This is a genomic window from Kitasatospora sp. NBC_01539 (genome assembly GCF_045040525.1).
Classification (GTDB): Bacteria; Actinomycetota; Actinomycetes; order Streptomycetales; family Streptomycetaceae; genus Kitasatospora.
The window spans coordinates 9,054,185-9,073,058 of the sequence record NZ_CP109390.1 but is presented as its reverse complement, the minus strand read 5'-3'; the positions used below and the strand labels follow the sequence as shown (position 1 = coordinate 9,073,058).

At 70.7% G+C, this 18,874-nt stretch carries 7 protein-coding genes; 5 read left to right on the top strand and 2 right to left on the bottom strand.

The annotated features are described in order from the left end of the window. Positions 1 to 150: 150 nt before the first annotated feature. The gene (locus OG335_RS39280) at positions 151 to 1,575 is read left to right on the top strand and encodes an SGNH/GDSL hydrolase family protein (protein WP_405009069.1); all 1,425 of its coding nucleotides are present in this window, start codon (positions 151 to 153) and stop codon (positions 1,573 to 1,575) included. An 83-nt stretch (positions 1,576 to 1,658) separates the two neighbouring features. Here the strand turns inward: OG335_RS39280 and OG335_RS39275 are convergent, their stop codons facing one another. Continuing rightward, positions 1,659 to 2,852: a PP2C family protein-serine/threonine phosphatase gene (locus OG335_RS39275; RefSeq protein WP_405009070.1), complete on the bottom strand. Its 1,194-nt coding sequence runs from the start codon at positions 2,850 to 2,852 to the stop codon at positions 1,659 to 1,661. Positions 2,853 to 2,935: 83 nt separating this feature from the next. Between OG335_RS39275 and OG335_RS39270 the strand changes: the two genes are divergently transcribed. Next, on the top strand, positions 2,936 to 3,511 hold the full coding sequence (locus tag OG335_RS39270) for a MarR family winged helix-turn-helix transcriptional regulator (RefSeq protein WP_405009071.1): 576 nt from the start codon (positions 2,936 to 2,938) through the stop codon (positions 3,509 to 3,511). Positions 3,512 to 3,764: 253 nt separating this feature from the next. Continuing rightward, entirely contained in the window at positions 3,765 to 4,166 is a 402-nt protein-coding gene (locus OG335_RS39265) for an STAS domain-containing protein (RefSeq protein WP_405009072.1), read from the top strand. Positions 4,167 to 4,238: 72 nt separating this feature from the next. Here the strand turns inward: OG335_RS39265 and OG335_RS39260 are convergent, their stop codons facing one another. Next, positions 4,239 to 6,209, bottom strand: a complete 1,971-nt coding sequence (locus OG335_RS39260; RefSeq protein WP_405009073.1) for an amino acid transporter — start codon at positions 6,207 to 6,209, stop codon at positions 4,239 to 4,241. Between the two features lie 1,221 nt (positions 6,210 to 7,430). On the opposite strand from OG335_RS39260, the gene OG335_RS39255 reads away from it, so the two are divergent. Both OG335_RS39255 and OG335_RS39250 read left to right on the top strand, forming a co-directional pair. After that, complete coding sequence (locus OG335_RS39255; protein WP_405009074.1) at positions 7,431 to 11,675, top strand: LamG-like jellyroll fold domain-containing protein; 4,245 nt, start codon at positions 7,431 to 7,433, stop codon at positions 11,673 to 11,675. A gap of 239 nt (positions 11,676 to 11,914) precedes the next feature. Continuing rightward, positions 11,915 to 18,808 (top strand): polymorphic toxin-type HINT domain-containing protein, encoded by a 6,894-nt coding sequence (locus tag OG335_RS39250; protein ID WP_405009075.1) that lies wholly within the window; start codon positions 11,915 to 11,917, stop codon positions 18,806 to 18,808. Positions 18,809 to 18,874: the final 66 nt, after the last annotated feature.

Sequence of the window (18,874 nt, the reverse complement as noted above, 5' to 3'; positions counted from 1 at the left end):
CCGTCCCGGCTCCGGCGGCTCCCCCGCTGCCGCCGGAGCCGGCCCGTCACCGCGCGGCCCCCGGCGGCCCCATCCGCCGGGGGCCGCCGGTGCGGGCCTCGTCACGTCGTGCGTCCGCGCTCCGAGCCGCTCACGGAGGACACCCGAACCATGGACCGAACCACCCCCACCCGCCCCCTGGCCACCGTCGCGACCGGCGCCGCCGCGGTGGCAGCCGTGGCCGCAGTGGTCGCCGCGACCTCGCTCGCCGCCACCTCGCTCGCCGCCGGTGCGCCGGGCAACGGTGCGCCGGGCGACGGCGGCCGCCCCACCGCCGCGCCTGCTGCCGGATCCGCCGCCTCCACCGACGGCCGGGCGGCCCCGGGGCACTGGCTGGACACCTGGGCGTCGATGCCCCAGCTCACCGAACCCGGCAACATGCCGCCGGCGCCGTTCACCCGGGACCATCTCGTGCTCCCCGACACCACGCTGCGGCAGACCGTCCACGTGTCGGCCGGCGGGCGGCAGCTGCGGCTGCGGTTCTCCAACGCCTTCGGCGGTGCCGCCCTGCCCGTGACCGCTGTCTCGGTGGCCCTGCCCGCCGGCGGGCAGGCGGGCGCCAGCGGCATCCGGCCCGGCAGCTCCCGGCCGGTCACCTTCCACGCGCGCCCGTCGGTGTCCGTGCCGGTCGGCGCCCAGGTGGTCTCCGACCCCCTCGACTTCGACCTCGCCCCCGGGACCGACCTCACCGTCACGCTCCACCTGGCCCAGGGCCAGGCGTCCGACGCCATCACCTCGCACCCCGGCTCCCGGACCACCAGCTACCTGCTGGCGGGCAGCCACGTCCAGGACACGGACCTGCCCGGGGCGACCCCCACCGACCACTGGTACTTCCTCAGCGGGGTCGAGGTGTGGTCGCCCCGGGGCGAGGCCGCGGCCGTGGTGCTGGGCGACTCGCTCACCGACGGCCGGGGCTCGACCACCAACCGGAACGACCGCTGGCCCGACCAGTTGCTCCGCCGCCTGCAGGCGCGGCCGGACACGGCCGGCACCGCGGTGATCAACGAAGCCGCGGGCGGCAACCGGGTGCTCGACGACGGCCTCGGCCCCAACGCCCTCGCCCGGCTCGACCGCGACGTGCTGGTCCGCAGCGGCGTGCAGTGGCTGATCGTCTTCGAGGGCGTCAACGACATCGGCACCGCCGCCGCCACCGAGGAGGCCCAGACCCGGGTCGCCGACGACCTCGTCGCCGCGTACGACCAGATCGTGGCCCGCGCGCACGCCCAGGGCATCCGGGTCTACGGGGCGACGCTGACGCCCTTCGGCGGCAACGCCGCCTACGACGACCCGGACGGCCGCCGCGAGGCGGCACGGCAACGGGTCAACCGGTGGATCCGCACGAGCGGACGGTTCGACAGCGTGATCGACTTCGACCGGGTGGCACGCGACCCGCAGGCGCCGCGGCGGTTGCTGCCGGCGTACGACGTCGGCGACCACCTGCACCTCGGCCCGGTGGGCTACGGCGCGCTCGCCGACGCCGTGCCCGGCACGCTGTTCCGGCAGGCTCCCCTGCCGCCCGGCTTCGACCGCGGGTAGCCGGAGCCTGCCGCGTCCCGCGCCGTACCGCGCCCCGCGCTGGGGCGGTACGGCGCAGGCGGCACGGCGCGGGCGGGCCCCACTCAGGCGGGCGGGGCGTCGGCGGGGGCCGGATGCCGGCCGTACCAGTCGAGGCAGACGAGGAGGGCGTCGTCACGGGGGTCGTCGTCACGGTGCCGGGCCAGCTCGGTCAGCACCGCGCGGGGCACCTCCGCGGCGGGCAGCAGCTGGGTCTCCAGGATGGCACGGGACAGGGCGCGTTCGCCGTAGGGCTCGCCCGCCCGGGAGGCGACCGCGTGGACGCCGTCGCTGACGAAGATCAGCCGGTCACCGTGCTCGACCCGGATGCGCTGCGCCTCGTACGGCGTGTCGTCGGCGAGGCCGAGCGGCAGCTGCGCCTCGAACGGGATGTGTTCGACCGTCCCCGAGCGGAGCCGCAGCAGCTGCGGCGATCCGGCGTCGACGATCTCCACCAGGCCGGTGTCCAGGTGGAACTCCAGGAGCAGCACCGAGACGTGGGCCTTGCCGCGGTACTGCCCGTACACGGCCTGGTCGGCCAGGGCCGCCTGGTCGGCGATGTCGACGCCGGCCCGGCGGGCGTTGCGCAGGGCGCTGATGACGAGGTTGGTGAGGAGGGACGCCTCAATGCCCTCGCCCATGCCGTTGGTGACCGTCAGGGTGAGGCGGTCCTCGGTGGCTGACCAGTCGAAGTTGTCACCGTGGATCGCGTACGCGGGTTCGAGCTGGGCACCGATGGCGTACTCGTCACGGATGCAGGCGCGCGCCGGCAGGAGCTGCCACTGCATCTCGGCGGCCAGGGTGAGGCGGTCCTTGCGGCGGGCCTGGAGGTAGAGGTCCGTGTCGCGCTCCGCGACGACGATGTGGTGCCCCAGGATCTCGGCGACCTCCCACAGCTCGTCCTGCACGGCCCGCGTGAGGCCGGACCGGTCGAGCTCCAGGCTCAGGACCCCGAGCCGGTCGCCCCGGACGGTCACCGGCAGGTGCAGCAGCACCGCGCCGCCGGCCGGACCGGGCTCGGTGAAGGGCTCCTGCGCCCCGAAGGCGCGGCCGGGAGCCGTCGTGTGCACCGGGAGCGGCCGGGCCGTGCGGGGCAGTTCCGTGACCGGCTGCAGCACGGTCAGGCTGTAGTCGGCCAGCAGCAGCTCGACCCGCCGTGCGCCGTAGAGGCCGGTCAGGCACTCCCGCGCGGCGTCGAGCAGGGCGTAGGGGGCAGCAGTGCGCAGTGCGCGCTCGACCGTCGACAGATTGGCTGTCACTCGATCCGCCTTCTCGTCCGACCGCCGGCCGTTCCGGCCGACGGGTTGTCCTGTGGTGTGGCAGGGGTGTCAAGATAGGCCCCATGAACACCGTCTCCCCGCTTCCGGGCCGCTCAGACACCGCGGCCGTCGCGTCGTCCGTGGTGGAGCTGCTGGAGGTGCTCTGGGGCGGCGGCCGCGACCTGGTCTCCGCGCCGGTGTCGGTGTCGCAGCTGCGGGTGCTGTACGTGCTGGAGAGCAACGACGGCATCAACCTCCGCACCCTCACCGAGACGCTGGACTCCCGGCCGTCCTCGGTGAGTCGGCTGTGCGACCGGCTGGAGGCGATCGGCCTGGTGCAGCGCACCGCCAGCGCGGCCAGCCGCCGGGAGCTCGAACTGCATCTCACGCCCGCCGGCCGGACGTTCCTCACCGATCTGCGCACCACCCGGGAGCAGGCGCTGGAGCGGATCCTCGACGGCATGCCCGGTGCGGACCGCCGTGCCCTGCTGGCCGGGCTGCGGTCCTTCCGTACGGCCGCCCTGGACACGGCGGCGCTGGACACGGCGGCGTCGGGCGTCCCCGCCGCGGGGACGCGCACGGGGCCGGTCGGCGGCACCGCCGGGGACACGGGAGCGTCCGGGAGCGTGCACGGCGCCGGAGCCGCCCGCAGCGCCTGACCCGCCCGGAGCGCCTGACCCGGCCGTCCCGCAGCCGGTCCGGGCCTCTCCCGGCGGGCCTCTCCCACCGGGCCCGACGGGCCCCTCCCACCTGCCGGCGGCCGCCCCGGACGGCCGTGCCCGGAGCGACCCGCCGATCGTTGCCGAGGGTGGATTGTTGTCGAAGTGCAAACGTTGCCTCTAGGGTGGGCACGTGCCGCAGTTCGCGGCCCCGGGCTGCGTCCTGCACGCCGCCCGGTGAAGGGAGGCCGTTGTGGCCGAACGACCCAGCACGGCACCGGGCTACCTGGCGGTGCGCATCAGGACGGGCACGAGCGTCATCTCCGTCGAACTGTCCGGCGAACTCGACATGGACACCGCCCCACAGGTCGAGGAGGCCGTCCGGCAGTCCCTCCTCGCCCATCCCCGCATCGTCGTCCTCGACGCGACGGCGCTCACGTTCTGCGACTGCGCGGGCCTCGGCAGCCTGCTGCGGGCGCGGCAGCGCATCGACGGCGCACGCGCCACCTTCCACCTGGAGAACCCCTCACCCGCCCTCCTGCGCCTCGCGGCCCTCAGCGGCACCTCGCACGTCCTCGGCCTGCCGGGGGCGCTGCCCGCGGCGCGGACCGGACCGGCCCGCCCCGAGAGCGCCGTGGTCGGCGCCGGCCACTGACCACGCGACGGCGCGGACGGGCCCCGGGAGCACGCTGTCCCGGGGCCCGTCCGCGCCGTCGTACCCGCGCCCTCAGCCGACGTGCACCCGGGGCCGGCGGGCCCGGTCGGGCTCGGCCTCGCGCAGCACCTCGCGGGTGACCGGCGCGACCTCCCCCTGACCGAACAGGAAGAACCGCAGCAGCTGCGCGAAGGGGTTGCCCTCCGTCCACTCGAAGTAGATGTGCGGCTGGCGCCCGGTGGAATCGCGCACGTGCAGGAGCAGCGCCGCGAGCGCGTTCGGGATGGACGAGTGCTCCAGGGTCAGGACGCGGTAGCGGTCGTGCAGCACCTCGCCGCGCACCCGCAGCTCGGCCTCGAAGTCGGACGGGTCGCGGACCACCACCTCCACGAAGACCAGGTCGTCCTCGGCCGGGATGCCGTTGTCGGTGCGGATCTGGTGCGCCTTGTCGCGGTACTCGGCGAGGTCGCGGCCGCTGGGCTCGTTGGCGATCAGCCGGATCGAGCGGTGCGCGCAGTCGCGGACGAACCGCTCGGCGGTGTCGTCGAGGACCACCTCGGTGACCCGCAGCTCGAACGCGCGGGCCAGCCGGGACGCGAACGAGATGAGGAGGATGCCGGCGATGAAGCAGGCGCCGATCTTCACGCCGTCCGGGCGCTCGGCGATGTTGAGGCCGGTGGTGTAGAGGAACACCGCGGCGATGACGCCGAACGCGGCCGTCAGGCCGTGCTGGCGGGCGCGCCGGGCGGCTATGGTCACGGCGATCGCGGCCGAGCTGATCAGCACGAGCACGCCGGTCGCGTACGCGCCGCCCTGCTTGTCGACGTCGGCGTCGAAGATCCACGTGACCAGGAAGGCCACCGCGGTGAGCACCAGCACGGTGGGCCGGACGGCCCGGGCCCAGTGCGGCGCCATGCCGTAGCGCGGCAGGTAGCGCGGGAGCAGGTTGAGCATGCCGGCCATCGCGGACGCCCCGGCGAACCACAGGATCGCGATGGTCGACACGTCGTAGACGGTGCCGAACGCGCCGCCGAGGTACGCGTGGGCGAGGTAGGCGAGGGCGCGGCCGTTGGCCTCCCCGCCCGGCTGGAAGGCGTCGGCGGGGATCAGCAGCGTGGTGATGAAGCTGGTGGCGATCAGGAACACGCTCATGATCAGGGCGGAGGTGGTGAGCAGCTTGCGGGCGCCGCGGATCCGGCCGACGGGTTCCTCCTCGGTCTCGCCCGGCCCGCCCTCGATGTGCGGCATGACGGCGACACCGGTCTCGAAACCGGACAGGCCCAGGGCGAGCTTCGGGAACACCACCAGGGAGACCCCGATCATCGCGAACACGTTCCCGTGTTCGAGCGTCAGCGCGTGCGACCAGTCCGCGACCACGTGCGGCGCCGTCGCCACGTGCCACAGGCCCACGGCGACGACCACGACGTTCAGCGCCAGGTAGACCCCGACCAGCCCCACGGCCAGGCCGATGGCCTCGCCGAACCCCTTCAGGAACACCGCGCCGAGCAGGGCGACGAGCACGAGGGTGACGATCACCTGGCGGCCGTGGAGCACGCCGCTCAGATGCGGGTTCTCGATCAGGTGCGCGGTGGCGTCCGCCGCGGACAGCGTGATGGTGATCAGGAAGTCCGTCGCCGCGAACCCGAGCAGCACCAGTACGAACAGCTTGCCCTGCCAGAAGGTCAGCAGCCGCTCCAGCATCGCGATCGAACCCTCGCCGTGCGGGCTCTCCCGGGCCACCCGCCGGTAGACCGGCAGCGCCCCGCAGAGCGTGACGACGACGAGCACGATCGTCGCGATCGGCGACAGCAGCCCGGCGGCGAGCGCGGCGATGCCCGGCTGGTAGCCGAGCGTGGAGAAGTAGTCCAGGCCGGTCAGGCACATCACCCGCCACCACCGCTGCCCCTGGTGCGCGGGCGCCTTCGCGTGCGGGCCGGGATGCCGGCTGGCCCGGTCCGCCAGCCCCTCCAGCAGCCACGCCCGGAGGCGGCCCGGCGACCCGGACGACGAGGGATCGGGGAGCGGAGCAGGAGAAACGGACACGGTGGACTCCGGGGAAACGCCGACGATCGAGCCGCCCGGCAGGGCGGCGACGCCAGCGTAGGCGGAGCCGTCACCCGGCCCGCCGCCCCGTCCGGGCCGCCCCGGGCCACTTGGGGCACGCGTACCCCGCCGGGCCCACCGGCCACCCGCTGCCGCCGGCCCCGCGCTGCCGCCGCCGTACCCCGCCCGGCGCAGCACCCGGTCCGGCTCCCCGCTCACGCCTCAACGTGCCTGCTCCGCAAGCCAGTCGGCGCCGGACCGCAGCCGTACGGGCCGACCGCCGGAGGCACCTGCCGAGCCGCGCCGACCGGCCGGCCGGCCGACCCGCAGGGCCCGGACGCACGGGCCGCGCCGCCCTCCCGGCGGCACCCTCGGGGCGGGCGGCGGGCCCTGCGGGCCGGAGCGGCGGGGCGAACCTTGACGCATCCTTAACGCCGCGCGTCCCCGCGCTCGGCCACGCCACGCCGCAGGCTCAGGGCCGGGCGTCGCCGCCGACGACGACGTGACCGTCGAACTCGCCGACACCGGCCTGTTCGACCGCGCGGTCCAGGCGCGCCCGAACATCCCGGACCGCTGCCCGGTAGCCGGACGCACCGAAGCCGCCGTCCGCGGGCCGGTACCCGCGCGAGTTCGGCGCCGCTCTCCGCGACCGCCCCTTCCATGTCAGCCATGCGGACACGGTCCCGTCCCGGACCGACATCACTGACGGACCGCCGCCCGGCCCGACCCGGCCCCACTGACTTTCGACGCCCGGTGGCAGGCCTCCGACGAGACGCGGCCGGACTGTCACGGCGAGGGCAAAGACCCGCTGAGTGCAGGTTCCTTGGGTGACCTCCACCTGGGACGACAGCAATGTGATATGCGGCACATCGCCTGGGTCATCTGATCCCGATTACTCCCCCCTTGGTCGCATGCGTCTGGTTACGGAGCGTCAAAACATGCTGGTCAGACGAATTTTGTCGTTGACTGCCCATGTGTGCGTGCCCGAGGCTTCGCAGTCGAATCTCCGAGTGTGAGTGAGTGCCGTTCATGGGGTCTGAAAGTGACCACGGCCGGTGGGGGTGGACCGCGGGGCGCCGAGCGCTCGCGGTGTGCCTGTCCGCCGGTCTGATAGCGAGTGCCGGGGCGGCGGGTGCTGTTCCGGCTGCAGCCGCCGGAGACGCGCGAACCGTTGACGTGCCCGCCTCGGGGTCGTCGTCGACCAAGCCGTCGACAGGGACCGTGGAGAGCATCGCGGTCGCGGAGGCGAAGCGGACCGGGAAACCGGTCGACGTACCGTCGATGCGCACGGAATCGGTCGATGTCGTCGCACAGCCCGACGGCCGGCTGAAGTCGACCGTCTACGCGCAGCCGCAGCGGGTACGCCGCGCCGGCGGGTGGGTGGACATCGACCCGGCGCTGCGGAAACGGACGGACGGCACCGTCGCCCCGAAAGCAGCGGTCGCCGACGTGACGTTCTCCGGAGGCGGCAACAGCGCACCACTGGTGCGCATGACATCCGCCGGAAAATCGCTGAGCCTGTCCTGGCCCCAGCCGCTGCCCGAGCCGGTCATCGACGGCGCGACGGCGGAGTACCGCACGATCCTGCCCGACGTCGACCTGAAGCTGACCGCGACCCGCACCGGCTTCACCCAGGTCTTCGTCGTCCACACCGCCGAGGCAGCCAAGAACCCCGCCCTGAACGCGCTGCGCCTGGGAATGAAGGGCGACGGCCTGCGGATCGAGGAGGCCGCTGACGGCTCTCTGTCGGCTGTGGACACGGGGGCCGGCGGTACGATCTTCAAGGCGCCGGTACCGGTGATGTGGGACTCCACCACAACCGGGGCCCCGGCAACCGGGGCCAGCGCTCCGGCCGCACCCGTCGCGGCGTCCGCTTCCGGTGCGCCGTCGCCGTCCGCCGACGGCGCGAAGGCGGCGGGCCGCTCCGCGGCGACCGCCGTACCGGCCGTTTCCGCAACCACTGTGCCCGCTGCGGGTACGCGAGTGGCGAAGATTGCAGTCGACTTTCCCGCTGCGCAGGACCAGCTCGTGCTGACGCCGGATCAGGGGATGCTGGACGATCCGGCGACGGTGTTCCCGGTGATGATCGACCCCTCGTGGGACACCCCGCACGCGAGTGACTGGGCGGGCGTGTCGAAGTACTACCCGACACAGGCGTACAACCACTTCACGTACAACTCGAACGTGGTGCATGACTGGGGCGTCGGTTACTGCGGCGACACCACCCGGTGCCAGCCCACTGATGTGAAGCGGGCGTTCTTCCAGTTCCCGACAGGGCAGTTCGTCGGGAAGCAGATCCTCAAGGCGACGTTCGGCGCGTACGAGAGCTGGTCGTACAGCTGCCAGAAGACGTCGGTGGAGCTGTGGAACACCGGGCACTTCACCAACAAGCTGACGTGGAACTCGCAGAACAACTCGACGTTCTGGAGCCGGTACCTGCAGACGATCGACGATGCGAAGGGCTGGACCGGTCCGGGCAGTTCCTGCAGTGCGGGCGGCTGGCTGGAGTTCGGCGGGGAATACTCGGACGCCGTGCGCACGCTGGTGCAGGACGGTGCGAACTGGGGGTGGCAGAGTTCCTCGTTCGGGTTGAGGGCATCCAACGAGAGCGATCTGAACGGCTGGAAGAAGTTCACCGACGGCGCCTACCTGCAGGTGTACTACAATCTGCCGCCCCGTCAGCCCGCCAACGCGGATCTGTCGATGCAGCCGGGTTCCGTGTGCTCGGGCACGGCCGTGCAGGTGCAGACGGTGCCGCAGCTGACCGCAGTGCTGAAGGACCCGGACGGCGAGGCGGTCGGTGCGCAGTTCGCGCTCGGCTGGGACGACGGCACCGGGTGGAAGCGCCGCTGGTTCAGCACTGGCACCGAGGCGACCGTCCCGGCGTCGAACACGTTCAAGGCATCCGGTTCGCTCTTCAACCAGACGCCGCCCGCGAACACCCCGACCGACCGCTCCTTCACCTGGGAGGTGCGGGCCTGGGACGGCGCGGCCTGGGGCCCGTGGAACTCCGACGGTAACCCGACAGCCTGCTACGTTCGGGTCGACTCCTCGATCCCGGCAGGGCCGGGCGTCACCTCCAGCACGTATCCGATCAGTACGTCCGCCGGATCGGTCCCGCCTGTTGACGGCGTGGGACGCTACGGCACCTTCACGATCGACTCGGTGGAGACCAACGTCGTGAAGTACCAGTGGGGCCTGGACACCGCCGCGTCCGCGGCCCACGAGGTCGCCACGACCGCCGGCGCTGCACAGACGATCAGCGTGCTCATGGACAAGCCCGGCCCACACCTGCTTTCGGTGCGGGCGATCAGCGGCGCGGGTGTGTCGTCCCAGTTGGAGACCTACTACTTCAACGTGCTGAGCGGGCAGGGCGCGCGCGACATCTGGTCCCTGGACGACTCCGGAGGCGGCACAACCCTCGCGGGTAGCAGCAACAGCGCCACCGCCACCCTCGGCAGCACCGTCACTGCGGGTGCGGCGGGCCATGCCGGCCAGGCCCTGGCGTTCAACGGCGCTGCCTCGACCGGCTACGCCCAGACCGACTCGGCTGTCCTCGACACGTCCATGAGTTACACGGTCTCGGCATGGGTGCGCCCGGACGCTGCGACGACCACTCGCGTCGCAGTCAGCCAGAACGGGGCCGACTCCTTTTCGTTCACCCTCGGGATCGGCATGGTCGGCACCGACCCGCGCTGGTCCTTCAAGGTTCAGAGCGACGGCGCGGGCCAGGATTCGACCAGCACCTACGTCGTCTCCGCCGCGACCGCGGCGAGCGGACAGTGGACCCACCTCGCCGGTGTCTACGACAAGGCATCCAACACGATCCGGCTGTACGTCAACGGCACCTCCGCAGGCTCGGCCGTCGTCCCGTCCTCCGTCTGGGACGGCCACGCCACCCTTCAGATCGGGCGTGACCGCTGGAACAAGCTGTGGGCTGCTCCATGGTCCGGTTCCATCGACGAAGTCAAGATGTGGGACCGCGCACTGTCCCCGGCAGATATCACCAAAGTCGCCACCGACCAGCCTCTGACCACCGGGGTACCGGCGAAGTCGGTATGGCACCTGGACGAGGCAGCCGGCGCCACCTCGGTGTCCGGCGCACCGGAGACCGACACCCTCACGCTGAACGGCGGAGCCCAGGCCGGCACTGCCGTCGGTGTCAGCGGCAGCGCCGTCACGTTCGACGGCACGGACGACACCGCCCTCACCGCCCGCACCGCCGTCGACGCGACGAGGAGCTTCTCCGTGGCGGCCTGGGTTCGTCTGCCGGCGATCACCAACGGTTCGACGGCCGCGCGTGTGGTGCTCAACCAGACCGGCGTGCACAACAGCGAGTTGTCCCTCTACTACTCGGCGTACGCGAAGAAGTGGGTCTTCGGCCGTTACAAGGAGGACTCGACCGGCGCCACCCTGATCAGCGCCAACCAGGTGGCCTGTACCGCTCCCGTCGGTGCCACGCCGTGTTTCGGTGCCACTGACGGCCAGTGGACCCACCTCGTCGGGGTCTCGGACGCCGTCGCACAGAAGATCCGCCTCTACGTCAACGGCTACCTCGCCGGCGAGGCCGACTACACGCAGACCACCCCGTGGCCGACCCCGGGACCGCTTCAACTGGGTGCCGCCTCCCGTGAGGGCGCCAGTGAACAGTTCTTCGGCGGCGACATCGACGACGTCCGCGTCTGGGACCGCGTCATCACCACCCCGGAGGTCGGCGACCTCGTCAACAGCGTGCCCCAGCTGCTGGGCCACTGGAAGCTCGCCACCTCCAGCGGCGACCCGCTCGCCTCGCCGAACGAGATCAGCGGCGGCGCTGCCGTCGTCCTCGGCGGCAGCGCCAAAGTCAACCCGACAGGCGGTGTCATCGGCGCAGGGAGCCTGTCCCTCAACGGCACCACCGGCTTCGCGGAGAACACCCCCACCCTGCTGCACACCGACCGCAGCTTCAGCCTGTCCGTGTGGGCGGCCACCGCGGGTGCTCCCGGGCGGGACATGACGGCCCTGTCCGTACCCGGCGCGAACGGCGGTTCGGTGACGCTGCGCTGGCACTACCTCGGAGACGATCCCGGTTCGGGCGCGCACCTGGGTGAGTGGCAGGCGTCGGTGCGGTCCACCGACACGGCAGGAGCCGCCCAGACCACCATCACGCACGTCCCGGACAGTGAGTGGGGGCTGTGGTCGCACCTGGGACTGGTCTACGACGGCCTCGCCGGGAGCCTTGCGCTCTACGTCAACGGCGACCTGGACCGGCCAGGCTGCGAGACCAGCGACCTGTCCTGCGCCGGCCGCAGCCTGTCGCTCTCCTCGTACAGACCGTTCGAAGCGGCCGGCGGCGGCCTGCAGTTCGGTCGCACGGAGTCAGCGGCCGCCTGGGGCGAGTACTTCTCCGGAGAACTCGCCGACGTCCGCGTCTACCAGGGAGTTCTGACCGGCGAGCAGGTCAGCGCCCTGTCGACGTCGTTCTGACCAGTACCCGGCGTCCGGTCTGACCGCGGCGCCACACGGGGCCGGGCAGCGATCGCTGCCCGGCCTGCTTTCCCTCCTGCTCCGCCCCCACCGCTGCGGTGGGGGCGGCAGTCTTCCGGGCCCCACCATCCGTGGCCGCTCGGCCGACAGCGCCCCAAAACGGGACGCCGACCTGAGGAAATATGTCCATGATTGTGAACAGGGCTGCCTGGCGGCGGTCCCGGCCCAGGACGGCTGCCGTGGTGGCTGCCGTCCTGGTCGGGTCCCTGCTGCCCACGCTCCCGATGGCCGCAGCAGCGTCCGCGGCCGGATCCCCGAAACTCGCTCCCCCCTCACCGGGTAAGCCGGTCAGGGTCAGCGACACCAAGGTGAAGGCTCGCAAGCCCGACACCACGGTCAGCAAGCCGGAGGCCAAGCACACCGCCTGGCCCAAAGCCGGCACCGCGAAGGTCACCGCACCCCCCGGCAAGCCCATCAAGGCCGGCGACCTCCCCGTCACCCTCACCACGACCGGCGGTGGCACCTCGCCGTCCGCCGACGTCCAGGTCCTCGACCAGGAGACGGCCCGCAAGGCCGGTATCTCCGGCGTCCTGCTCACCGTTGCCGCCCCGGGCGCTCCTGCCGGCACGAGTGCCAAGGTCGCCGTCGACTACTCCGGCTTCGCCCAGGCCGTCGGCGCCGGCTTCGGCGCCCGCCTGCACCTGGTACAGCTGCAGGCGTGCGTACTGACCACGCCCGAGAAGCCCGAGTGCCGGGTGCAGACGCAGCTCGAGGGCGGCAACGACACCGAGCACCAGGCCGTCACCGCCGATGCCGTGCCATTGACCGCACCTGCCACACCGGTGGGGCAAGTGCGTGTGCAGTCCGCGTCGGGCGGGGTGACGGTGCTGGCTGCGACCGCAGGCGATGCGGGTCCGACCGGTGACTACAAGGCGACGCCGCTGTCGGCGGCCTCCACGTGGTCGACGTCGCTGAACAGCGGCTCGTTCACGTGGTCCTACGACATGCCGCTCACCGCGATGCCCGGCGGCCTGACCCCGAAGGTCGGTCTCGCGTACGACTCGGGCAGTGTCGACGGCCGCACGTCGAACTCCAACAACCAGGGGTCCTGGGCCGGCGACGGCTTCACGCTGGACTCGGGCTCCGTGGAACGCACCTACAAGGCGTGCGCGGACGACGGTGCGCCGAAGACCGACGGCTCCGACCCCGGTGACCAGTGCTGGGCGACGGACAACGCGACGATCTCCTTCGCCGGGCACGCCGGTGAGCTGATTCCCGTCTCGGCGGACGAGTGGCGGATCAAGGGCGACGACAACACCAAGGTCGTCCGGGTGCGAGACACCGGCCGCGGCAACGGCGACAACGACGGCGAGTACTTCAAGGCCACCACCCCCGACGGCACCAGCTACTTCTTCGGCTACAACCGGCTGACGAACTGGACCTCGGGCAAGGCGGAGACGAAGTCCGTCTACACGGTGCCGGTGTTCGGCAACAATGCCGGCGAGCCCTGCTACAGCAGCAGTGGTTTCGGGTCGTCGTGGTGCCAGCAGGGCTGGCGGTGGAACCTCGACCTGGTCGTCGACGCCCACGGCAACGACATCACGTACTGGTACACCCCGGAGACCAACAACTACGGGCGCAACCTCAAGGCCACCGACCGCACCCCGTACGTGCGCGGCGGACGCCTGGACCACATCGAGTACGGCCAGCGGCAGAGCGACATCTACTCCGCGACGGTCAAGCCGATGGCGAAGGTGGAGTTCAAGACCGCCGAACGGTGCCTGGAGACAACGGCCTCCCTGTGCGACGCCGCGAACATCGACACCAACAGGCAGTACTGGTACGACACTCCGTGGGACCAGAACTGCAAGGACAACACCGACTGCACCGGTGTGCTCAGCCCCTCGTTCTTCACCCGCACCCGCCTGACCCAGGTCGTGGCCTCCACACTGCAGGGCGACGGCACGTACAAGGGCATGGACACCTGGGACCTGACCCACAAGTGGGGTACGGCCGACTTCGACTACCAGCTGCTGCTGGACACCATCCTGCACACCGGCACCGCCACCACCCCCACAGTCACCCTGCCGAAGACCACACTGGCCTACAAGCAGCTGGTCAACCGGATGGACCGCACCGGTGACGGCCGACTGCCGTTCATCAAGCAGCGGCTGGGCACCGTCACCGACGAGCAGGGCGGCCAGACCGACGTCAACTACTCCGCCGCAGCGTGCGACCCGGCCGCACTGCCCACCCCACAGACCAACATCACCCGCTGCTTCCCGCAGCAGTACCAGCCGAACAACGACACCCCGGTGACCACCGAGTGGTTCAACAAGTACGTGGTCGAGTCGGTGACCGGCACCGACCGCACCGGTCACGCCCCCGACATGGTCACCCACTACACCTACCTCGGTGATGCGGCCTGGCACTTCGACGACCTGGACGGCATCACCAAGGAGAAGCTGAAGACCTGGTCCCAGTGGCGTGGCTACCAACATGTGAAGGTCGAGACCGGCGGCACCACCGCCATGTCCACGCAGACCGACCACTGGTTCCTGCGCGGCATGGACGGTGACCGCACCAGCCCCACCGACAAGACGCAGAAGCGCACCGTCACCGTCCCCGATGGCCAGGGCACCACCATCACCGACGACCAGGCGTGGGCCGGGTTCGAGTACCGCACCGAGCAGTACGACAAGCCCGCCGGCAAGATCCTCACCAAGGCGGTCAACACGCCGTGGAAGAAGACCACCGCCACCCGGGTCCGTGACTGGGGCACCACCACGGCGAACCTCACCGGCACGCAGATCACCAGGGCGTTCACCTCCCTCGACCAAGGCGTCGGTGCGGCGTGGCGCGAGACGCGAGCGAATACGACGTTCGACGCCTACGGCCGGGCCACCCAGAGCGAGGACCTCGGTGACACCGCGGTTGCCGCCGACAACCGGTGCACCCGCACGACCTACGCCGACAACGCCACCGCCTGGATCCTCGTCGGTGCGATCCGCACCGAGACCGTCGCCGCGGACTGCGCCACGACCGTCGATCGCGTGACGAAGGCCGACGGCACCTCCGCCGTCCTCACCGACAACCGGATCCGCTTCGACGGCCAGGCCTACGGCAGCGCCCCCACCAAGGGCGACATCACCGTCACCGGAGCCCTCAAGAGCCGTACCTCGGCCGCCGCCACCTACCTCGACAACACCAGCACCTTCGACGTGTACGGCCGCGTGTTGTCCACCACCGAACTCGCGAACAGCACCGCCGTCGACAACACCACCGGCACCAGCACCAGCACCGCGCTGCCCGAGGCCCGCACCACCACCACCGTCTACACCCCCGCCTCCGGTCGTCCGACGCAGTCGGTGATCACATCACCCCCCGCCAAGGCCACCGACAGTACGACCACCCAGGTCACGACGAACACCTTCGACCTGTTGCGGGGCCAGACGGTCACCGCGACCGACGCCAACACGAAGAGGACCGACAGCACCTACGACGCACTCGGCCGGGTTCTGAAGGTCTGGCTGCCCGACCAGTCCAAGTCCAGCGGCAATACCCCCAACTACGAGTACGCCTACACCCTGACCGATCAGCAGATCACTGCGGTCTCTACGAAGACGGTTGCGAACGACCAGTCCCAGGAGACCTCCTACACTCTCTACGACGGCTTCGGACGCACACGCCAGGCTCAGGTCCCGGGTGACACCGGCGGGCGCCTGATCGCCGACACCTTCTACGACGAGCGAGGCCAAGCCGTCCTCGCCTACGCCCCCTACTACGCCACCGGCGCCCCCTCCAAGACCCTGTCCAAGGTGGAGGACGCCACCGGCGTCGACACCCAGACCCGCAGCGAGTTCGACGGCCTGGGACGTGTCACCAAGTCCACCGTGCTGGCGGGCAGTGGCGTCGGAACGCCGCTGGCGACCACAGTGACCGAGTACGGCGGTGACCGCGTCACCGTCATTCCGCCCGCCGGAGCAACCGCCACCACCACGATCAGCGATGCGGCCGGGCAGGTCACGGAGCTGCGGCAGTACAAAGCCTCGCCCCCCGGCCCCGGTACGGCCTACGACACCGTCAGCTACAGCTACGACCCGGCCGGTCACCTGACCGGGCTCACCGGCCCCGGCGGCGCGCAGTGGGCCTGGCTGTACGACCAGCTCGGCCGGCAGACCAAGGCCGTCGACCCCGACACCGGCACCAGCACCAAGGCTTACAACACCCGGGGCGAGGTCACCTCGACGACCGACGGGCGCGGCAAGACGATCGCGACCGTCTACGACAACATCGGCCGCCTCCTGGAAACCCGCGACGGCTCCGCGACCGGCCCGCTGCTGACCTCCCGCACCTGGGACCCGTCCGGCTACAAGGGCCAACTCGCCTCCAGCAGCCGCTTCACCACGGTCGGCGGCACCACGTACGAGTACAAGACCGCCTACTCGCTCTTCGACACGCTCTACCGCCCCCGCAGGACCAGCTACACCGTCCCGTCCGTCCCCAACGGACAGCAGAACCTCGCCGGCACCTACGACGCCCTCACCACCTACAACACGGACGGCACCACCAAGTCCGTCTCCTACCCGGCCGCCGGCAACCTCGCCGCCGAGACCCTCAACCTCACCTACGACCTGCTCCACCGGCCGACCAAGGCCTCCGGCCTGAACACCTACCTCACCGGCCAGATCTACGACTACGTCGGCAAGCCGCTGCAGTCCACCCTGTCCAACGGCACCGCCAACAAGGTGTTCCACGTCACCAACGCCTACGAGAGCGGCACCCAGCGGCTGAAAACGTCCACCACCGACGTCAACGCGACGACCGTTCTCCGCCAAGCCGGCTATACCTATGATCAGGCCGGCAACGTCACCTCCCTGACCGATGCCAGCGCCTCCGGTACCGACCGGCAGTGCTACCAGTACGACTACCTCACCCGTCTCACCGACGCGTTCACCCCCACCGCCGGCACCTGCCCGGCCACGCCCACCGGCGCGGCCCTCGGCGGCCCGGCCGCGTACTGGACCAGCTGGACCTACAACACCGACGGCACCCGCGCCACCGAGACCCGGCACAACCCCGCCGGCAACACCGCGCAGGACGCCACCAGCACCTACACCTACCCCCAGACCCACCGCCTCGGCGACACCTCCACCGTCACCGGCGCCCTCGGCAGCCCCGTCTCCGAGACCTACGCCTACGACCTCTCGGGCAACACCACCGACCGCCACCTCAAGCCCGCCGCCAACCAGTCCAGCGACCAGAAGCTCACCTGGGACGCCGAGAACCACCTCACCCAGGTCGCCGACACCGTCAAGACCACCAGCGGCAGCACCACCACCACGACCAACCGCACCACCGACTACCTCTACGACGCCGACGGCAACCGCCTCCTCGCCCACAACCTCGACACCGCCGCCCCCACCGCCGAGAACTGGACCCTCTACCTCGGTGGCACCGAACTCAAGCTCACCAAGGGCATGGCCAAGCCCGCCGCCACCCGCTACTACCCCCTCGGCGCGGCCACGGCCGTCCGCACCGACGACAACACCCTGACCTTCCAGACCGGCGACCACCACGGCACCGCCGAACTCAACATCAACGCCACCACCGGCGCCGTCGACCAGCGCCGCACCACCCCCTTCGGCAGCACACGCGGCACCCCGCCCACCGGCTGGGCCGGCGCCCACGGTTTCCTCGGCGGCACCACCGAACCCACCGGACTCACCCACCTCGGAGCCCGCGACTACGACCCCACCACCGGCCGCTTCATCTCGGTCGACCCCGTCCTGGCCGCAACCGACCCGCAGTCCCTCGCCGGCTACACCTACAGCAACAACAACCCCCTGGCCTACAGCGATCCGAGCGGCCTCAGGCTGGCACCGGTCGACGGCGGAGGCGGCACCGGATGCGAAGGCGCATCCTGCACCATGCAGTACCTGCCGCAGGAGGAACTTCCCACCGACGGCAAGTACACCGAGGTCTATCCCGGAATTGTCATCCGCAACAGCCACCGCCTGTTTAAGAAGATCCGCACCGCGCTCTACAAGGCGATCGAAGCGGATTGCGATGGTTGGATCCACGGGTTCGGGTGCCTGGACGTCACGGCCTACAACACCATGTCGGACGAGGGTCGCACTGTCACCCAGTCCATCCTTGCCCGGGACCTCTTCCTCGGCTGCGTCGATGCCGACAGCTGTGACTCCAGGATGCTCGCTGGTGCGATCATCGCCGGCAGCAATATCAATGACATGTTCGGTGACTTGCCGTCCGGCCGCTACGACAAGCTCAAGGGCAAGAAGCCGGGCGCCGAGCCCACGACCAACCCCAAGACCTGCAAGAACAGCTTCCCCGCCGGCACTCTTGTCCTCGAAGCCGACGGCTCGATGGTGCCGATCGAACAGTTGGCAGTCGGCGACGAGATCACCGCAACCGACCCTGAGACCGGCGAGACCGGCCCCCGCAAGGTCGACGCCACCATCGCGACGCCTGACGACCGCCAGTTCACCACCCTCACCATCCGGACTGCTGACGGCGCAACAAGTTCCCTGACAGCAACCGATCACCACCCGTTCTGGTCCGAGAACCGGCACCAGTGGCTCGATGCTGCGGATCTGGTGGCGGGCGACTCACTGCGCACGAGCACCGGTTCGACGGTCACCATCGCCAAGACCAATCACTGGGCCGGGCTGCAGGCCGCCTTCAACCTGACTGTCCGAGACCTCCACACGTACTATGTGCTCGCAGGCAGCACCCCGATCTTGGTGCACAATGAAGATAGGTGCTTCTTCGCGGGAGCAGCGAAGGCTCGCCCAGACGACCTTCCTGTGGACGCTGATGGCAATATCCACCCTCCCACGCCCGAGGATCTCGCCAATCTAAACGTCCACGGCAAGTCCGCATATTCCAGCGTTGATGATCTTGTATCGGCAAGACTGTCCGCTGGCCAACAGATCCGCTCGTTTTCTGAGCTGCCCGATGGCGTGGGATCGATCGCTGATGGTGTAAATGTTGGAGGGACCATGCCCGCGGGGCACGTGACCCTATATCCCACACGGGTCATGACCAGGGGGGAATTCGACCAGCTCCTGACGGACGGCGGATGGAATAATATTGGACAGAAGACCCCATAAACTCCCAAGGCCAGTCGCGGGTGGCAGACTGGCCTGCAACTTAGCAAGTCATTAGTGAAGGAGATG